Source organism: Lacinutrix sp. MedPE-SW (assembly GCF_001874145.1).
Taxonomy (GTDB): domain Bacteria; phylum Bacteroidota; class Bacteroidia; order Flavobacteriales; family Flavobacteriaceae; genus Lacinutrix.
The window spans coordinates 57,035-76,964 of the sequence record NZ_MPCX01000011.1 but is presented as its reverse complement, the minus strand read 5'-3'; the positions used below and the strand labels follow the sequence as shown (position 1 = coordinate 76,964).

Sequence of the window (19,930 nt, the reverse complement as noted above, 5' to 3'; positions counted from 1 at the left end):
AACTATAAAATCAAAAATTATGGAAAATTCAAAAGAACACTCAAACAAAGGAAATTACAAAACCTTCTTTATAATGTTGGCTTGCTCATTTGTAGCAATGTACATCACAATGTATTTAAACACCTATTCCATAGACCACGTATGGTTTAGTTTAACACGATTCTATATGACGTGTTTAGGGATTTCAACCATGGCAGTAATAATGTGGTTTTTTATGCGAAAAATGTATAATAATAAAAAGAAGAATATCGCCATACTTGCAGGTAGTTTCATTCTGTTTGTGGGTGCATTAGGGTTGGTAAGAACTCAAGCACCAATTATTGGTGATGTCCTTTGGATGAAAGCAATGATACCACATCATTCTATCGCTATTTTAACAAGTGAAAGAGCAGATATTCAAGACCCAGAAGTTAAGAAATTAGCAGAAGACATTATAAAGGCACAGCGTAAAGAAATAAAAGAAATGAAAGCAATGATAAAACGATTAGAGAATGAAAAATAATAAAATAGTCATATATATTGGCATACTCGTAATAGGTGTTTTATTGGGTTGGTTACTTTTTGGTGGCTCATCAAATAAAGAAAAAGACCATAATTACAATGCGGTTGCAGAAACCAATCAATTATGGACTTGTTCTATGCATCCACAAATTATGCAACCAGAACCAGGCGATTGTCCTATTTGTGGTATGGATTTAATTCCTGCGGAAAGTAGTGCAGATGGTTTATTAGCAGACCAATTCAAAATGACCGAAAATGCTATGGCATTAGCCAATATTCAAACATCTATTGTTGGTAAAGGCAATGTTGAAGGCAATACTATCAAATTATCTGGTAAAATTGTTGAAAACGAAGAAGCCAATGCAGTACAGGTCAGTTATTTCGCTGGAAGAATTGAACGTTTGAATGTGAGTTTTACAGGCGAAGAAGTTCGTAAAGGTCAATTATTGGCAACCATTTATTCACCAGAACTCTATGCAGCACAACAAGAATTAATTACAGCAGCATCTTTAAAAGCATCGCAACCGGCTTTGTACAAAGCAGTTCGTAATAAACTGAAATTATGGAAGCTCTCTGAAAATCAAATCAATCAGATTGAAGAAACAGGAAAAGTGAAAGAAAACTTTCCTGTTTATGCAACCGTTTCAGGAACTGTTACCGAAAAACTGGTAGAGCAAGGTGATTATATCAAACAAGGTCAACCTTTATTAAAAATTGCTAATCTCAATACGGTTTGGGGAAATTTTGATGTGTATGAAAATCAGATTGACCGCTTTAAAAAAGGACAGGAAGTGATGACAACAACCAATGCTTATCCTAATAAAGAGTTTAAAGGTAAAGTAGATTTCATTGACCCAGTTTTAAACACGAAAACAAGAACTGTAACCTTACGTGTTGTTTTAAGCAATAAGGACGATGTATTTAAGCCAGGAATGTTTGTAACCGCAAATATTGAAGGCAGTACAGCTAAAAATGACGAAGTATTAACAATTCCTACATCTTCTGTGTTATGGACAGGTGAACGTTCTGTGGTGTACCTTAAAACAAATCCAGACCAACCTATTTTTGAAATGCGTGAAATTAAATTAGGCAATCAAATTGGTAATGAATATGAAGTTGTAGAAGGTTTATTTGTTGGAAATGAAATAGTGACTAACGGTACATTTACGGTTGATGCAGCAGCACAATTACAAGGAAAAAAGTCTATGATGAATAAAGATGGTGGTAAAGTAATGACTGGACACGAAGGTCATTTAGGTATGGATAACAATTCACCCAACAAAGAAAGTGACCACACTAATATGAATGAGCGTTTGAAAGTATCAATGAAATTTCAAGAGCAGTTAAAAGCTGTTTTCAATGAGTATATCAATTTAAAAGATGCTTTAGTAAAAGAAGATTCAAAAAGTACTTCAGCAAACGCAACAACTTTATTAAATAAATTGAATAAAGTAGATATGAAATTGTTGTCAGATAATAAGGCGCATAACCATTGGATGTCATTAGAAGGCGAAATAAAATCTTCTGCAACTTCAATTTCTGAAACGTCCGATATAAAATCACAAAGAGACCATTTTAAACATTTATCATCACATCTAATCAATGCTGTACAACTATTTGGTGTCAATGAAAAGGTCTATGTAGAATTTTGCCCAATGGCAGATAACAACAATGGTGCATATTGGTTGAGTAAAGAAGAAAAAGTAATCAATCCATACTTTGGCGAAGCAATGCTAACCTGTGGTGAAGTAAAACAAGTAATAGAATAATAAATCAAGTAATAACAATTAAATTTTAAACAATGAATTTTTCAAAGAAAAATCACGAACACAAAAACAAAAATGTAATCGACGTGAGTAAAAAAGTAATTTTAAGTGTAGCTGTAATAGCAGCATTAGGTTTAACAAGTTGTAAAAACGAAACCAAAAAAGAAACAGAAACCACAACTACTGAAATGTCTAAAGATATGGCAATGACAGACCTGTCTTTTGGTGTAAGAGGAAATTGCGGAATGTGTAAAAGCACTATCGAAAAAGCAGCTAACGGTGTTGAAGGTGTTGCAAGTGCTAATTGGGATGTCGATAAAAAGAAGATTGATGTGTCTTTTGATGATACAAAAACCGATGCAATGGCAATCCATAAAGCAATCGCAGCTTCAGGATATGATACCGAAAAAGTAGCTGGTGATGAAGAGGCATTTAACAGTCTTCCATCTTGCTGTCAATATAAACACGATATGATAATGAATAAATCTGGTGAAGAAAAAAGTGATGACCATTCAAACCACGACCATTAGATCAATAATGAAAGAGTCTTTTTCGGAAGGCTCTTTTTTATTCCATACAAGTCAAAACCTAGTTTTTTTGCTTGCTTCGATTTGAGTCTGTCGAAAGCTCAAAATCCTTTGTGTTATTACGCGAGCAATACATAGTTGGTTTTATGTTATAATACTTGTATCCAACGCTATAATAGCACATTGCTTGTTTTATTTAAAAGTATCTATATAAATAAATTAGTACAATAAAAAAGCAAAGGGCTATTGCTAATGCTTAAAACCTCTATTCCGCAACAAAACTGACCCAAATCTAAGTTGTGTAATAGAAGCAATAGCTTCACTTCTCTCATTTTTTTAGACGTCTATCTTACCTCAAATTTTTGTTTGCTTCATTTCGTTAACTTTCATTTTATAAAAAAATAATAAGGTATGATAACAAAAACAATAGAAGTACAAGAAATTACAGTAGATGAATTAGTAGATAAAGTAGCAGATAAGCTTTTAATAAAAATAAAACATTATTTAAATGATTTGCATACTAATGGAAATGAAGCGTATTTGACAAGACAAGAAACGGCAGATTTTTTAAGAATTAGTTTAGTTTCACTTTGGAATTGGACAAACAAAGGTATTATAAAGAGTTACGCTATTGGTAATAAACGCTATTACAATAAACAGGAAATATTAGCTATACTCAGAAAATAACAATAATTATACAGGCAGTAATAGCGAAATTATACAGTGATTTTTCTGCAAATTTTCTGCAAATAAAAAAACCAACATTTACAAAAGCTTTGTAAAGTGTTGGTTTTATTAGTGACCTCGACAGGATTCAAACCTGTAACCTCTTGAGCCGTAATCAAGTGCGCTATTCAGTTGCGCCACGAGGCCTTTTTTCGTGGGTGCAAATATATTTCTTTTTTATATAACAGTCAAAATAAATCGTAAAAAAAATAATTTATTCAGAAGTGATTTAAAAACATTAAAGTTTTATATGTTCAGTTTAATAGGTAGTTAATCTAAAGCGTTTTTGGTTACGTATAGTTTCCAAGCAAAAATAGCCATCTGTATTTTAGTTGCTTTGGTTAAGTCTAAACGTTGTTTGCTATAGCTAGGTAAAATAGCTTTGTTTATTTTAGAAAGTATTTTAAAAAGTCGTTTTTTCAAAATGAATATTAATCAATAAGTTACAACTTCAAAATTATAATAATTACTATGTATAGCCAAATTCTGTTTAATTTAAAAGATTAAAACTTATTCTAGACTAAGTTTTATCTTTTAGTTTAGTTTACAGGCTTATCGATGTTATGGTTTCGATAATTAATTTCGCTAATGTTATCATAGTTGTTTAGTTTAAGGGTTAATAATAATTTTTCGATTGTCCATTCAATATATATTTTTTGATAATTATTATCCAAACAAATTAGTAAAAATCAATACAATTGACTTTATATATATAAGTATTTTAATGTAATGTATTTTAAAATTTTACAAATACTCTTGATAAAAGTATTATTTCGTAAGTTAAAATACCTTATATGTATAAAATAAGTAACTATTGTAGGCGCTTTTTTTGAGTTGTTATTATTACCAAGGGAGTTTTAATTAAAAAAAAGAGTCAATTATAAAAAATCATTAAAATATAGAAACCTCTTCTCGTATTTTTTAAGTGATTAAAAACTAACAATTAACAATTAAGAAATATATACTATCATAATGTTGTTTACATTTGCCCAAATTTGTGTAAATGAAAAAGAATATAATTTTTAGCGCTATACTATTATTTTGTAATTTAATATTTAGCCAACAAGTAGTAATTAATGAGTTAGATTGTGATAATCCAGGGCTTGATGAAGAGGAATTTGTAGAGTTATTAACTGCAACACCAAACATGTCTCTAGACGGCTTTGTAATGGTGTTTTTTAATGGCTCTTCTTCTGGAGGTGATTCTAGTTACTTTGCTGTAGATTTAACAGGTAGTGTATCAGACGATAACGGGTTATTGTTAATAGGCAGTACCACAGTGATGCCATTTCCACAATTATTAATACCTTCAAATGTAATTCAAAATGGAGCAGATGCTGTAGCAATATATCAAGATAGTATAGATGCTTTTCCTGGTGAAACACTTGCTACAACAACTAATTTAGTAGATGCATTGGTGTACAGTACTAATGATGCTGTAGACACTAATTTACTAAGTTTATTAGGTTTAGGTCCAAATGATCAAGTTAGTGAAGGAGCAGGAAATAATTCTAATTCAATTCAAAGATTTGATGATGGTTCTGGGACAATTACATATACTGCAACCACGCCAACACCTAGAGCGTTAAATGATGGTAGTGGTATAGTTTTTAATGCCATAGAGATTTCAACTACTCAGGAAATTTATAATGAAGGTGATACAATACCAATAACATTTACATCTCAAAGTAATGTAAATCAAGATGCTACTTTTAGTTTTACTTTAGATAATGAAAGTTTTACAACTTCAGATTTTACAGGAAATACAACTGTTACAATTCCTTCTGGTCAAAATTCTGTTACTACATCTATAACAGTGCTTAGTGATGGAATTAATGATGGAGATGAAGAACCAATAGTGAAATTTGTAAATTTATCTACACCTTATATACCATTCAATAATTTTTTAAAACTAAGAGTTGTTGATAATGATTTTATGGTTGCACCGTTTAATGCTCCAATACCTGGAAATCCACCAATGCCAACAGGTGTGGTGCAAAGCACTCAACCTGCAGGATATTACGATAGTTTAAATGGGTTGTCTGGAGCAAATTTAGAGCAAGCAATCCAAGATATAATTGCAGAAGAAGGTGTGGTAAGAGCACAAACGTATGCAGATGTAATAGATATTTTAAAAGAAGCAGATCAAAACCCAGAAAATAGTAACCAAGTATGGCTTGTGTATACAGAGCAAGGGCGAGCTAAATTAGACTACCAAACAACTTCAAATAGTGTAGGTAAATGGAATAGAGAGCATACATTTCCACGTTCGTTAGCAGGCTACAATAGTATAGATGAAGATGATGATGCAGATGGGATAGATGTATTTTGGAATACAACAGCAGATTCTTTAAGACATGGAAACTCAGACGCCCATGCACTTAGAGCTGCAGATGGACCGGAGAATAGTTCTAGAGGAAACCAGCATTATGGTGAATATAATGGGCCAACAGGAAACCAAAGTAGCTTTAAAGGAGATGTAGCGCGTAGCGTTTTATATATGCAGTTACGTTACAATGGTCTTGAAATTGTTAACGGTTTTCCAACTACAACAGGTCAAATGGGAGATTTAGCAACATTATTACAATGGCATAATCAAGATCCGCCAGACGATTTTGAAATGAATAGAAATAATGTTATTTACAACTGGCAATTTAATAGGAATCCTTTAATCGATATGCCAGATTTAGTAGATTATATTTGGGGAGCAAATGCTGGTGAAGTTTGGAATAATAGTTTAAGTGTTGAAAGTTTTAATACTGAAATTTTAAAAATATTTCCAAATCCAGTTTCCAATCAATTATTTATTTCTGGAAAGGAAGACGAATATTTGGTAGCTATATATTCTTCTGAAGGAAGAAAAATTAAATCTGAAACTATATATAATAACTCAAGTATTAAATTAAATTTAGCTAGCGGACTCTATTTCGCACAAATTACAGCAAATGATAAAACCGAAACTCGTAAATTTCTTGTGAAGTAGTATCTTCGTAAAAATTTAATTAGAATTTATGAGCATTTTTTTGGTAATAGCAGGTTTAGTGCTATTGGTTGTTGGAGGAGATTTTTTAGTTAAAGCCTCTGTTGGTTTGTCTTTAAAATTCAATATATCTAAAATGGTTATTGGTATGACGGTTGTTTCTTTTGCAACCTCTGCACCAGAGTTGTTAGTTAGTTTGCAAGCAGCCTTAACAGGATCTCCAGCTATAGCAATTAATAATGTTGTAGGTTCTAATATAGCTAATATTGGGTTGGTTTTAGGTATAACAGCACTAATAGGCTCAATAGCTGTAGATAAGTCTTTTTATACGTTAAATTGGCCAGCAATGATGATTTTTTCATTCGCTTTATATTATTTTCTAAGCAATGATGGTTTTTTATCAGCAATTGAAGGCTGTATATTATTTGGAGGCTTAATTTTATTTATAATTATTCTTTTAAAAACTGCAAAAAAAGATGCTGTAGCAGAAGAGGTAGATGATTCTTTAGCGGTAGTATCTAATGCTAAAATATTACTTTGGTTAGTAATTGGGGCAGTAGCATTATACTTTGGTTCAGTCTGGTTAGTAGATGGCGCTAAAGAGTTGGCATTAGCTTTAGGAGTGAGTGATGCGGTAATAGCTGTAACAGTAATAGCGATAGGAACAAGTGTGCCGGAGTTAGCGGCTTCTGTAATAGCAGCAGCAAAACAGGAGAAGGCATTGTCTTTAGGTAATTTAATAGGTTCAAATATTTTTAATATAGGTTCTGTTTTGGGTTTAACCTCTATAGTAAAAACCATTCCGGTTACAGATTTAAAAATTCTAGATAGCGATATCTTTTGGATGATTGCATTTGCAGCGGTCTTAATTTTATTAATATTTATTCCAAAACAAATGCAAATAAGTCGTTACAAAGGTTTATTGCTTGTTGTAGGTTATTGTAGTTTTATATACTTGGCATTTGCTTAATAAAAATTAATAAAAAAAGCGTTTGAAATATTTCAAACGCTTTTTTTGTGGATTTAACTAATAGTTTGTTTTAATCAATATTAGCAGACTTAACAGTTTTAATAATTCGGCCTGCAATTTTGTATGGATCACCGTTAGAAGCAGGACGTCTATCTTCTAGCCAACCTTTCCAGCCTTTTTCTACAGTAATAATAGGTATTCTTATTGAAGCACCACGATCTGATACGCCGTAGCTAAAATCATGTATAGATGCAGTTTCATGATCACCAGTTAAACGTTGGTCGTTAAATTCTCCGTAAACAGCAATGTGTTCTTTAACAACCGGTCTAAATGCTTCGCATATTTTTTCGTAAGTCTCTTTACTACCACAAGTTCTTAATGTGGTGTTAGAGAAATTAGCATGCATACCAGAGCCATTCCAATCCATATCTTTCCCTAATGGTTTTGGGTGGTATTCTATATAGTAACCATATTGTTCAGTTAAACGATCTAATAAGTAGCGTGCTATCCATATTTCATCACCTGCTTTTTTAGCACCTTTAGCAAAAAGTTGAAATTCCCATTGTCCAGAAGCAACCTCTTGGTTAATACCTTCAAAGTTTAAGCCTGCTTCAATACATAAATCTGCATGTTCTTCAACTAAACCTCTTCCGTGTGTGTTTTTACCACCAACAGAGCAATAGTATAAACCTTGTGGAGCTGGATAACCACCAATAGGGAATCCTAAAGGTAATTGGGTTTTTGTATCCATTATAAAATATTCTTGCTCAAAACCAAACCAGAAATCATTGTCTTCATCTTCAATAGTAGCTCTTCCGTTAGATACGTGAGGAGTTCCATCTGCATTTAAAACTTCTGTCATTACTAAATAGCCGTTTACTCTTGCAGGATCTGGATATATAGCAACAGGTTTTAATAAGCAGTCAGACGATCCGCCTTCGGCTTGTCTAGTAGAAGATCCATCAAAAGACCAATTTTCTAATTCTTCAATTGTACCTTTAAAGTCTTCGTGTTCTTCAACTTTAGTTTTACTTCTCATGTTTTGAGTAGGATGGTAACCATCTAACCAGATGTATTCTAATTTTATTTTTGCCATAATGCTTCAGGTAATATTAATAATATGTTTGCAAATATATAATGATTTTTAATTCACCTATAAAAAAAAGAGGTGAATTTTTTAAAAATTATTAAATTTACTAAACTAACCCTATATTTTTTAGGGTATGTTTATTTTAGAGTGTAAAATTTACTCTAAATTGATATATTTGTAAAAAAAAGCTATATAATATGTCAACATTACGATTTTTCGCAATAAAAGAAACTTTAAATAGGAAACCTGTAATTATAAATGATGAAAAACGTCGTTCAGAACTTTTTGGGCAGAATGTTTACGATTCAAAAAAAATGCGTCAAACATTAACTAGGGATGCTTTTGAGAGTGTTACAAATGCTATAGAAAAAGGAAGTAAAATAGATAGAGCTATTGCAGACCAAATAGCTTCTGCAATGAAAGATTGGGCACTCTCTAAAGGAGTAACACATTATACGCATTGGTTTCAACCTTTAACAGGTGCTACTGCAGAGAAGCATGATGCTTTTTTTGAAACTATAGAAAATAATAATGCTATAGAAAAATTTGGTGGTTCTCAATTAGTACAACAAGAACCAGATGCGTCTAGTTTTCCAAATGGAGGAATTCGAAATACGTTTGAAGCAAGAGGTTATACCGCATGGGATCCAACATCACCAGCATTTATATATGGTACAACTTTATGTATACCTACGGTGTTTGTAGCGTATACAGGTGAGGCATTAGACTATAAAACGCCATTATTAAGGGCGCTTCAAACAGTAGATAATGCAGCTGTAGCTGTGTGTAAGTATTTTGATAAAAATGTAAAAAAAGTAAATGCTTCACTAGGTTGGGAACAAGAGTATTTTTTAATAGATAGTGCATTAGTTTCTTCAAGGCCAGATATTCAATTAACAGGAAGAACGCTTTTAGGTCATGCCTCAGCAAAGGGACAGCAGTTAGACGATCATTATTTTGGCACAATACCAAATAGAGCAATGTCTTACATGAGAGATTTAGAAACAGAATGTATGCTATTAGGTATACCTGTTAAAACAAGACACAATGAAGTCGCGCCAAATCAATTTGAATTAGCACCTATTTTCGAAGAAGCAAATTTAGCTGTAGATCACAATGCTCTATTAATGGATGTTATGGATAAAGTTGCAGAGCGACATAATTTTAAAGTATTATTTCATGAGAAACCTTTTAAAGGCATAAATGGATCTGGAAAACATAATAACTGGAGCTTAAGTACAGATACAGGAATAAACCTGTTAAGTCCTGGTAAAACACCAATGAGTAATCTTCAGTTTTTAACTTTCTTTATAAATACGATTAAAGCAGTAAACGATAATGAAGAATTGCTGCGTGCTGCAATAGCATCAGCTAGTAATGATCATAGATTAGGAGCAAACGAAGCGCCACCAGCAATAATATCTGTTTTTATTGGTGAGCAATTAACTAAAGTATTAAATGAGCTAGAAAATGTAACAAGCGGAAAATTATCTCCTCAAGAAAAAACCGATTTAAAACTTAATGTAGTAGGTAAAATTCCAGAAATATTACTAGATAATACAGATAGAAATAGAACATCTCCATTTGCATTTACAGGAAACAAATTTGAATTTAGGGCAGTAGGTTCTAAGGCAAATTGTGCAAACCCAATGACGGTTTTAAATACAATAGTAGCAAAACAGTTAATGGAGTTTAAAATTGAAGTTGATGCACTTATAGATAAAAAAGATTTAAAAAAGGATGAAGCAATATTTAATATTTTAAGAGAATATATAAAACAATCCAAACGAATTCTTTTTGAAGGAAATGGTTACGGTGAAGCTTGGGAAAAAGAAGCTAAAAAAAGAGGTTTAACTAATAATAAGTCAACTCCAGAAGCTTTAAAAGTAAAAGTTTCTAAAAAAACTATAGCTTTATATGAAGGTTTAGGTATCATGAATGCTGTAGAAACACAAGCGCGTTACGAAATAGAAATGGAGCAGTATATTATGCGTTTGCAAATTGAAGGTCGTGTTTTAGGAGATTTAGCAAGAAACCATATTGTGCCTACTGCTGTTAAATATCAAAATATTTTAATAGAAAATGTAAAAGGATTAAAAACAATATATAATGACAATTTTAAAAAAGTAGCCAAAGCACAATTAGTTTTAATTGAAGACATATCTAGCCATATTGATAAAATAAACGACTTAGTTACAAAGATGACGCAGTCAAGAAAAAAAGCAAATGCTATTGAAGATATAAATGATAAAGCAGCGGCATATTGTAATACTATTAACCCAATGTTAGAAACAATTCGATACCATTGTGATAAACTAGAGTTGTTAGTAGACGATGAGCTTTGGCCGCTTACAAAGTACCGTGAACTCTTGTTTACTACGTAATTCTACGTACTTAATAATAAGTAATTTAGCTTATGGATTTACATGTATTATGAGTTTTTTCTTACAAATAATTACGGTTTATCGATGTTAGTAAATAGGTAATCGAAAAAACTGTTAAATTCAATTTATTTTGTCGCAGTATTAAAATTTGTATTGATTAATTTCTATATCTTAGCAATGCTATTAATCAATATATATTTAACATGAAAAAAGTAATTTTTGGTGCTGCGGCACTATTATTCACGGGCGCACTTATGGCGCAAACATTAAATTTACCAGCTCAATCAGATTTAAAAGCCAAAGATGGTACAAACTCAATGGATGCTAACGAAGTATCTCATTTAGGTTCAAACCCTACTATTTTTGGGGGTAACACTGGTGAAGCTATTCAAAACGGTAACACTAATAAAGTACAAGTACGTCAAGCAGGTACTAACCAATCTGCATACTCTATACAGTCAGACGGTTTAGGTACTGGAGACAACAGAGCTAGAATTTGGCAAACAGGTGCGGTATTAAGTGATAGTGGTTACAGAAATGTTGCAGATGTAAGACAACAAGGTACAGGTAACCAGGCTTCAGCTTATCAAGAAGGAGATACTAATGAAGCAGTAGTGCGTCAAGGTATGAAAGATGGTGGTTTAAGTACAGGAAACAAAGCTTATATCAATCATGGTACTGGAGAGCAAGGAGAAACAAACTATGCAATGGTTGAGCAAGATGGATTAAACAATACATCTAAAACTGTTCAACAGTATGATAACAGTGAGGCTAGAACTGTTCAATTAGGAGATGATAACATGGCTGATATTCGTCAAGATGCAGGTCCTAATCAATCTGCGGGTCATTCTGCGTTAGCTGAGCAATATGGAAATGAGAATGCTACAAGAATTCGTCAATACGGTTCTGCAAAAAACACAGCGCATTCTATGCAAAATGGTGATAGAAATAAAGTTAACCAAACTCAAACGTCTAATGCAGCTTCTGGTATAGGAAACAATGCTGTTGTTGATCAAGGTTATGGTTTAGTACCTTTTTCTGCATCTGCTTCAGCAATCTGGGGAAGTACATCATCTGTCGATAATATTCAAAATGGTACTTTCAATGGTAGTTCTGATGATGCAAAAGCATTACAAATCCAAGATGGATCAGAGAATGATGCTCTTATCGGTCAATTTGGAGACGGTAGTGGTATTGGTAATGTTGCAGAGCAACGTCAAGACGGAGATAGAAACGGTGCTGTAATAGGTCAAAATGCTTATGGTAGTACTACAGGTGGAGATAACTATGCGCGTCAAGATCAAACAGGAGATGATAACATGGCTGGAATTGGTCAAAATGGATCAGACCATTTAGCTTACCAAAGACAAATTGGAAATTCAAATGAGGCTTACTCTACTCAAAGAGGTAGTGATAACCACGTTAGTACTTACCAAGGAGGTGATGGTAACATCTTAGAAACAGGTCAAAGAGGACAAAATAACACTATATTATTAGTTCAAAAGCAAGAAGCTGGTTTTGCAGGACATAGTTTCAAAGTTTCGCAAAACTTACCAGGAGGTTCTCCAGTAGGTATGCCAAATGGAGGAAACATTGCTGATGTTTTACAATTAGGACCTAGTGGAAACTTTGCTACAGATGGTGAAGGTTGTGACTTCCAAGATGCAACTGATTTAGACATGCCAGGTGGTGTTGGTTCTTTTGATATCGCAAATCCTTGTGCAGATGGTACTGGTACTGGATGTTAATAACAACCTAGTATAGATACTTTTATCTAATATTAATATTAAAAAGGAGGGTTTACTATATAGCAAGTAATACTCTCCTTTTTTTTTTAAATTTAAAAATTATGATAATTTCAAAAATAAAAACAAATAAAAAATTAATGTTTCTGCTTTTTTTTCTTTGTTTGTTTCAGTTAGGTATAAGTCAAACTTATACTAATGATGATGAAGATTCAGATAGTCAATCAGGTACAGAGCTAAATGGACAAGAAGTATCACAAAGTGTTTTTAATTCTTTTTTTGATACAACCCCTAATGAAGATTTAAATACTATAACAGGAAATTCTGTATCAATAACTCAAATTGCGTCCTTCAATACTTCAGTTGTAAAAGTAGCTTCTAGAGCAAGTGATATTAAAATTGCTCAAAATGGAAATGCTAATAATATAAATCTTACTTATAAAGTGGATGCGGTTGTTTCAGATTTAGAGCAAAACGGAAACGAAAATGCAATTTTAGATTATGTAATAGACCCAAACGCAAAAGTGTCTTTAGAATTAAAGCAAAATGGAGATGGTTTGTATTTTGAAAGATTTGGAGCAAATAGTATTTCAAAAAACATTAAATTTACTCAAACAACAGCTTCACCAACAGTTATTATTAGAAGTTTTAACTAGAGATTTTTAATGTCTTTTTATATCAAAACATATATTGTTTTTTTAATTTTTGTGCTTACCAGTTTTACTGTTAATGCACAAAAATTTTATAATAAAGAAGTTAACGCAATAATTAAAATTGATAAAAAAAGTGAGTTCACTATTTTTAGTGCAACAGCAGAGAATTTAAAATACTCTGGATATAATTTAAGATATGAGTTTTTAGCTTTTAAAACCGATACTAACAATAATAATTCAAGAACTTCTCAAAGTGATAATTTCTATTTAGAAGGGAATGAAAAAAAAGTATTATCTTCATTAACAATAAATAATAATTTTGATGGAAAAATTATTCTTGTACTATTAATTTATCCAATTGTTGATGGTGAAAAAAATACAGGTGCAATAGCAAAAGATAGGTTAGTATTAACAAATAACAAAAATGGGCAAATTTTAATTGAGTTAGATCCTAATAGAAAAGAATTAATTGAGCAAGAGTCTGAAGATAAAGTTGCAGATGGACAAGATGGTGTGTTTATTCAAGGTTTGGTTATACAAAAAACATTAACAAAATCAGGAAGGGATTTTCATAGATTCTTTTTTTCAGAATATTTTAATAAGCAAATTAAAACAAATAAAAATGTTGTTATAGAAGAGGTTCCAGGCCAAAGAAGAAGTACAAGAATTACAGTAAAGGTTGATGGTCAATTAGTTTGGCAATTTTTCGTAAATCCTAAAAAGCAATTCTTAAAGGATATGGCAAATAGAGCATTAAAAAACTGTATTATTTATTTACAACAATTAGCAAAACAAAAAGAAACATTAAAACGCTATTAATTATGAATATAAAACTATCATTTTTACTTTTTTTTGGAGTAATAACTATTGGTTTTTCTCAACAATTTAGTTATAAACCTTTAAACCCAGCTTTTGGGGGTGAAACATTTAATTACCAATGGCTGCAAAGTTCGGCTACAGCTCAAAATAGTTTTACGGCACCAAGAAATACTGCCGATGCACAATCAGAATTAGAGCGTTTTGGAGAACAATTAAACCAACAAGTATTAAGTCAAATCTCTAGAGTTTTACTTGCGCAACAAGTTGATGCTGTAGGAGATTTTGATCAAGAAGGTACATTTACTTTTGGCTCACTAAATGTAGAAGTGTTTGATTCAGACGAAGGTCTTGTAATTAACATTTTAAACACCTCAAATGGAGAGCAAACACAAGTTGTTGTTCCAAATCAATAAAATTTTACTTAACCTTTTATGAATATCTGTATAAAAAAAGTTATAGTTGTTATAACAATATGTATAACTCTAAGTTCTTGTGGTGCTTATTTTAATCAACCTTTTTCCCAGGAGCCAGCAAAAATTGGAGAGTTTTCAAAATCTACAAACAAGCTGCTTAGTTTACCACCAGCAAAAGTTCCATTAGAAGTAGCTGTCTATAACTTTAGTGACCAAACAGGTCAATATAAGGCAGTAGAGAATGGGAGTACTTTTAGTACAGCTGTTACACAAGGAGCAACAACAATTTTAATTAAAGCCTTAGGAGATTCGGGCTATTTTATTCCTTTAGAAAGAGAAAATTTTAATAACCTTTCTACTGAAAGAAATATTATACGCTCAACCAAGCAAGAATATATAAAAGGATTAAATCCTAACGAGCCGCCAATAGAACCATTACTTTATGCTGGATTAATGTTAGAAGGCGGTATAATTTCTTACGATACAAACATAGTAACTGGTGGAGCTGGAGCAAGATATTTTGGGGTTGGAGGATCTGCTAGGTACAGGCAAGATAGAATTACTGTTTATCTAAGAGCAATATCAACTAAAAATGGTGAAATTTTAAAAACCATATATGTTTCAAAAACAATACTGTCTCAAGCAGTTGATGTAAGCTTGTTTCGATTTGTTAAATTTCAAAGACTATTGGAAGCAGAAACTGGGTTTACTCAAAATGAACCAGTACAGTTAGCTGTTAAGGATGCAATTGAGAAAGCTGTTTACGATTTAATACTAGAAGGCATTCAAGATGGCTATTGGGCAAGTAATGCGGGCCTTGAAAAGGATACCGAAATTGTAAACGCCTACAAGCAAGAAAAAGAAGCAGCTAATGCAACAGAGTTATTTAATAGATTTACATTTAAAAGAAGAACAGATAATGCACTTCATGCATCTGTAGGAACAGCTAGAATAAATGGTGATTATATAAATGCAAAGCATCAACTAAACTTTAGGTTAGGTTACAAACGCTATCTAGGTAAACATTTTAACTTAAACTTAAATGTAAATCAATTCCGGTTAAAAAATGAAAATATTTTTGATCAAAGTTTCGTTTCAATTGATGCTAATGTAGAGTATAATATTCTTCCCTTTGATAAATTATCACCGTATATATATGTTGGTGGTGGAACAAATATTTCTAATGATTTTAATAACATAAACCCTAAGTTACAAGCAGGTTTAGGTTTAGAGTATTTAGTAACAGAAAGAATAGGAGTTACTTTATTTTTAGAAAATAATTTTGTTTTTAGTGATACAATCGATGGCTTAGTTAGAGGTGATAAAGATGATATGTATTTAAGACTTGGATTAGGCGCGAATTTATATATAGGAAATTATAATACTCAAAACGATTTAAAAAGAGCGGAAGAGCGAAGAAGAAAGCAAGAGTTAAAAAGAATTAGACGAGAAAATATTGAAAAAGGATTATATAATGAAGTTAGTAAAGAAAAGAAAAATATTGATACAGAATAATCAATAAACCAAACTTGAAGAGAACTAACTAAAACAAAGAAAAAATGAAATCATTAAAATATATAATAATATTTTTTATTCCCATGTTACTATTACTAACATGTAGTGAAAATCAAATAGATGGAGAGCGAACAGGCTCTATTAATGGAAAGGTAGTAGCACAGGGAACTAATACTCCTTTAGAGAATGTTAAAATCTCTACTAATCCAGCAACAAGCACCGTATTTACAGATGAAGAGGGTAATTTTGTAATTAATAATGCTATAGTAGAAACTTATGCCGTACAAGCAGAGTTAAGCTCTTATGTAACAGCATTTGAATCTGTAACGGTTATTGAAGATGCTGCCGCAGTGGTTTCATTCGAGTTGATTACATCTAATGCAAATAACCAACCGCCAACGGTGCCAAATTTAGTGTTTCCAGAAGATTTAGCTACAGATATACCTTTAGAAGTACAATTTACATGGGAGTCTAGCGATCCAGATACAAATGATGAATTATCATATGTATTAGAGTTAAGAAATGGAGAAACCAATGAAATAGAACTTTTTGAAACTGCTCAAGATACGTTTTACCTAGCTAGTAATCTTGAATTATCAACTACATATTTTTGGCAAGTAAAAGTAAATGATGGGACTAATGATGATGTAGTTTCGGCTATAAGTCAGTTTTCAACAATTACAACACCTAATAATCCATTTGTTTTTGTTAAAAATGTTAATGGAAATAATGTTATTTATTCCGGTAATGAAGATTTAGCATCTGGAGGAAATAATGAATTAGATATTGATTTACTTCAGTTGACAGATAGCGGAGTTAATAGTTTTAGGCCAAGAGCAAATTCTGCATTAAATAAAATAGCTTACTTAAGAACTGTTGGAGGCAATACACAAATTTTCACAATGAATAGTGATGGTTCTAATGATACTCAAATAACAAATGCAATTCCTGTAAATGGTTTTAGAATGGAGCATGTAGATTTTTGTTGGGCACAAAATGGTAGTAAATTGTATTATCCAAGCTTTGATAGATTATATTCAATAAACTCAGATGGTAGCGGAGTAACACAAATTTTTCAAACTACAGATGGTTCATTTATAACAGAAGTACAAGAAACATTATTTAATAACGATTTATTGGTTCTTAAAACAAATAATTCTAATGGATATAACGCTAGAATATTCACTGTCAATATTTCAACAGGTATGGAAAATACAGTAATTGTAGAAAATTTACCTGGTGCACTGGGAGGATTAGATATTACTGCAAATGGAGATCAAATAATATATACTAGAGATTTATCTGGATCAGAAAATAGTAATTATAGACAATTTGAAAGTAGAGTGTTTATTTATAATTTTTCAACCGCAACAAGTAATATTTTAGGAACAGATGTTGTTGCAGGTCAAAATGATTTAGACCCTAAATTTTCTCCAGACGAAGGCGCTATAATATTGACAAGAGTTGGCAATAATACTGGAGCTATACCAACAGTTATAAAATTTCAATTTGGAGCAGCAACACAAGAAAAAGAATTATTTTCTGCTGCCTCAATGCCAGATTGGGACTAATAAAATTATAACATAAATTTAAAGAAGCATACAATAATTTTGTATGCTTTTTATTTACAATTATCTTTGCGATACTAACACAACATTATGAGCTCAGAAATTAGTAAAAGATATAGTCAACGTGGTGTATCGGCTTCAAAAGAAGACGTGCACAATGCTATTAAAAATATAGATAAAGGGTTGTTTCCTAAGGCATTCTGTAAAATTGTGCCAGATTATTTAACTAATGACGAGGATTATTGTTTAATAATGCATGCAGATGGAGCAGGTACAAAATCGTCACTAGCTTATATGTATTGGAAAGAAACAGGAGATATTTCTGTTTGGAAAGGCATTGCACAAGATGCTTTAATTATGAATATAGACGATTTACTTTGCGTTGGAGCAACAGATAACATTATGTTATCTTCAACAATAGGAAGAAATAAAAATCTAATTCCGGGCGAAGTAATTTCAGCAATTATAAATGGAACTGAAGAATTAATTGAAGATTTAAAAAGCTTTGGAGTTACTATACATTCTACAGGTGGAGAAACAGCAGATGTTGGAGACTTAGTAAGAACAATTATTGTAGACTCAACAGTAACAGCTAGAATAAAACGAGAAAACGTAATCGATAATGCAAATATTAAAGCAGGAGATGTTATAGTTGGTCTAGAAAGTTTTGGTCAAGCTACGTACGAGAAAGAATATAATGGAGGTATGGGAAGTAATGGCTTAACTTCTGCTAGACACGATGTATTCAATAACTATTTAGCTAAAAAATATCCAGAAAGTTTTGATGCAGCAGTACCAGAAGATTTAGTATATTCTGGGCAAGTTAAGTTAACAGATGCAGTAGAAAATAGCCCAATAGATGCTGGTAAATTAGTATTGTCACCAACTAGAACTTACGCGCCAATTATAAAAGAAATTTTATCTAAATATACTTCGCAAGACATACATGGTATGGTACATTGTTCTGGAGGAGCACAAACCAAAATTCTTCATTTTGTAGATAATTTGCATATTGTAAAAGATAATTTATTCCCAATTCCGCCACTTTTCAAACTAATTCAAGAACAATCTAAAACAGATTGGAAAGAAATGTATCAAGTATTTAACTGTGGGCATAGAATGGAACTATATGTAAGCCCAGAAATTGCAGAATCTATTATTGCAATTTCAAAAAGTTTTAATGTTAATGCTCAAATAATAGGAAAAGTAGAAGCTTCAGAAAATAAAAAACTAACAATAGAAAGTCCTTTTGGAACGTTTCAATATTAATATTCCTAAATAAAATTAATGAGAATTTGTTTATTAATTATTGCACTATTAGCAATTAACAACGTAAAAGCACAAGAAGTAAATCAAGATTCAGTAGTTAAAGTTCAAGATACAATTAAATGGCTACAAGAGAATAAAGCAGGTTTAGATATAAACGAAGTAACCTTTGTAAATTGGAGTGCAGGAGGAAGTAATTCTATTTCAGCACTATTTAATTTACATTCAAGCTTGCGTTATAAACGCGACAATTTAATTTGGAAAAGTGTTGCCAGAACGCGTTACGGAGTAAATAAACAAGAAAACCAAAAGCTAAGAAAAACCGAAGATGAATTAGAACTTAGTTCTACAATTGGTTATAGAAAAGATACACTTACAAATTGGTATTATTCAGGTAAATTTAATTTTAAAACACAATTTTCAAACGGTTACAATTACCCAGATAGAGCTAATCCTATTTCACGTTTTATGGCACCTGGTTATATGTTTTTAGGAGTTGGAATTGAGTACGGAAAAAATATAGAAAAATTAGCATTTTACTTTTCGCCGTTAACATATAAAGGAACTTATGTTTTAGACCAAACTTTAGCAGATGCAGGCTCTTTTGGAGTAGAACCTGCTATATATGACGAACTTGGTAATAGAATTAAAAAAGGAGAAAATGTAAGAACAGAAATGGGTGTGTTAGTTACAAACAACTATGAAACAGAACTATTCGACAATATTCATTTAAGAAATCAATTAAGTTTGTATACAGATTATTTTAATAGCTTTGGTAATGTAGATGTAGACTGGGAATTGGTATTCGATTTTAAAGTAAACGATTATGTAAAAGCGACTTTAGGATCTCATTTAAAATATGATGACGATATTAAAACTCTTGTAGAAACAGATGTTGAAGATGAGTTTGAAGAAAAAGGAGCAAAAGTGCAATGGAAACAAGCGCTTGGTGTTGGTGTAATAATGGCATTTTAAATAAAGCCCTTAATAAGCAATAAAAAACCACA

The 19,930-nt window shown here is 31.7% G+C and carries 17 protein-coding genes and 1 tRNA gene; 15 read left to right on the top strand and 3 right to left on the bottom strand.

The window, feature by feature from the left end; all coding sequences use genetic code 11:
- Positions 1-19: 19 nt before the first annotated feature.
- The 4 genes from BM549_RS11045 to BM549_RS11030 all read left to right on the top strand — a co-directional run bounded on the left by BM549_RS11045 (position 20) and on the right by BM549_RS11030 (position 3,481).
- Positions 20-502 carry a DUF305 domain-containing protein gene (locus BM549_RS11045; protein WP_034646375.1) on the top strand — a complete coding sequence of 161 codons (483 nt, stop codon included), beginning with the start codon at positions 20-22 and terminating at the stop codon, positions 500-502.
- Positions 492-2,270: an efflux RND transporter periplasmic adaptor subunit gene (locus tag BM549_RS11040; protein WP_116823308.1), complete on the top strand. Its 1,779-nt coding sequence runs from the start codon at positions 492-494 to the stop codon at positions 2,268-2,270. Before BM549_RS11045 ends, BM549_RS11040 begins: the two co-directional genes overlap by 11 nt.
- A 32-nt stretch (positions 2,271-2,302) precedes the next feature.
- Complete coding sequence (locus tag BM549_RS11035; RefSeq protein ID WP_116823307.1) at positions 2,303-2,797, top strand: heavy-metal-associated domain-containing protein; 495 nt, start codon at positions 2,303-2,305, stop codon at positions 2,795-2,797.
- Between the two features lie 408 nt (positions 2,798-3,205).
- Positions 3,206-3,481, top strand: a complete 276-nt coding sequence (locus BM549_RS11030; protein ID WP_290470326.1) for a helix-turn-helix domain-containing protein — start codon at positions 3,206-3,208, stop codon at positions 3,479-3,481.
- Positions 3,482-3,593: 112 nt separating this feature from the next.
- On the opposite strand, the gene BM549_RS11025 is transcribed toward BM549_RS11030, so the two are convergent.
- Both BM549_RS11025 and BM549_RS11020 read right to left on the bottom strand, forming a co-directional pair.
- Positions 3,594-3,667, bottom strand: a tRNA-Arg gene (locus BM549_RS11025).
- 123 nt (positions 3,668-3,790) lie between these two features.
- On the bottom strand, positions 3,791-3,943 hold the full coding sequence (locus BM549_RS11020) for an SsrA-binding protein (RefSeq protein WP_290470325.1): 153 nt from the start codon (positions 3,941-3,943) through the stop codon (positions 3,791-3,793).
- A 580-nt stretch (positions 3,944-4,523) separates the two neighbouring features.
- On the opposite strand from BM549_RS11020, the gene BM549_RS11015 reads away from it, so the two are divergent.
- Both BM549_RS11015 and BM549_RS11010 read left to right on the top strand, forming a co-directional pair.
- Positions 4,524-6,503, top strand: coding sequence for an endonuclease (locus BM549_RS11015; RefSeq protein WP_290470324.1), 1,980 nt, complete (start codon positions 4,524-4,526; stop codon positions 6,501-6,503).
- A 28-nt stretch (positions 6,504-6,531) separates the two neighbouring features.
- Positions 6,532-7,470 carry a calcium/sodium antiporter gene (locus tag BM549_RS11010; protein WP_290470323.1) on the top strand — a complete coding sequence of 313 codons (939 nt, stop codon included), beginning with the start codon at positions 6,532-6,534 and terminating at the stop codon, positions 7,468-7,470.
- A 70-nt stretch (positions 7,471-7,540) separates the two neighbouring features.
- On the opposite strand, the gene BM549_RS11005 is transcribed toward BM549_RS11010, so the two are convergent.
- Positions 7,541-8,566, bottom strand: coding sequence for a glutamine synthetase beta-grasp domain-containing protein (locus BM549_RS11005; RefSeq protein WP_290470322.1), 1,026 nt, complete (start codon positions 8,564-8,566; stop codon positions 7,541-7,543).
- Positions 8,567-8,757: 191 nt separating this feature from the next.
- Between BM549_RS11005 and BM549_RS11000 the strand changes: the two genes are divergently transcribed.
- The 9 genes from BM549_RS11000 to BM549_RS10960 all read left to right on the top strand — a co-directional run bounded on the left by BM549_RS11000 (position 8,758) and on the right by BM549_RS10960 (position 19,898).
- Positions 8,758-10,944 (top strand): glutamine synthetase III, encoded by a 2,187-nt coding sequence (locus BM549_RS11000; protein WP_290470321.1) that lies wholly within the window; start codon positions 8,758-8,760, stop codon positions 10,942-10,944.
- Positions 10,945-11,147: 203 nt separating this feature from the next.
- On the top strand, positions 11,148-12,692 hold the full coding sequence (locus tag BM549_RS10995; RefSeq protein ID WP_290470320.1) for a curlin: 1,545 nt from the start codon (positions 11,148-11,150) through the stop codon (positions 12,690-12,692).
- 137 nt (positions 12,693-12,829) lie between these two features.
- Positions 12,830-13,345 carry a hypothetical protein gene (locus tag BM549_RS10990; protein ID WP_290470319.1) on the top strand — a complete coding sequence of 172 codons (516 nt, stop codon included), beginning with the start codon at positions 12,830-12,832 and terminating at the stop codon, positions 13,343-13,345.
- Between the two features lie 9 nt (positions 13,346-13,354).
- On the top strand, positions 13,355-14,161 hold the full coding sequence (locus BM549_RS10985) for a CsgE family curli-type amyloid fiber assembly protein (protein WP_290470318.1): 807 nt from the start codon (positions 13,355-13,357) through the stop codon (positions 14,159-14,161).
- 2 nt (positions 14,162-14,163) lie between these two features.
- Positions 14,164-14,574, top strand: coding sequence for a curli production assembly/transport component CsgF (locus BM549_RS10980; protein WP_290470317.1), 411 nt, complete (start codon positions 14,164-14,166; stop codon positions 14,572-14,574).
- Positions 14,575-14,592: 18 nt separating this feature from the next.
- Positions 14,593-16,089, top strand: a complete 1,497-nt coding sequence (locus BM549_RS10975; RefSeq protein ID WP_290470316.1) for a CsgG/HfaB family protein — start codon at positions 14,593-14,595, stop codon at positions 16,087-16,089.
- Between the two features lie 44 nt (positions 16,090-16,133).
- Positions 16,134-17,660: a carboxypeptidase-like regulatory domain-containing protein gene (locus tag BM549_RS10970; protein ID WP_290470315.1), complete on the top strand. Its 1,527-nt coding sequence runs from the start codon at positions 16,134-16,136 to the stop codon at positions 17,658-17,660.
- A gap of 87 nt (positions 17,661-17,747) precedes the next feature.
- Positions 17,748-18,926 carry an AIR synthase related protein gene (locus BM549_RS10965; protein ID WP_290470314.1) on the top strand — a complete coding sequence of 393 codons (1,179 nt, stop codon included), beginning with the start codon at positions 17,748-17,750 and terminating at the stop codon, positions 18,924-18,926.
- A gap of 18 nt (positions 18,927-18,944) precedes the next feature.
- Entirely contained in the window at positions 18,945-19,898 is a 954-nt protein-coding gene (locus BM549_RS10960; protein ID WP_290470313.1) for a DUF3078 domain-containing protein, read from the top strand.
- The last annotated feature ends 32 nt before the right edge of the window (positions 19,899-19,930 follow it).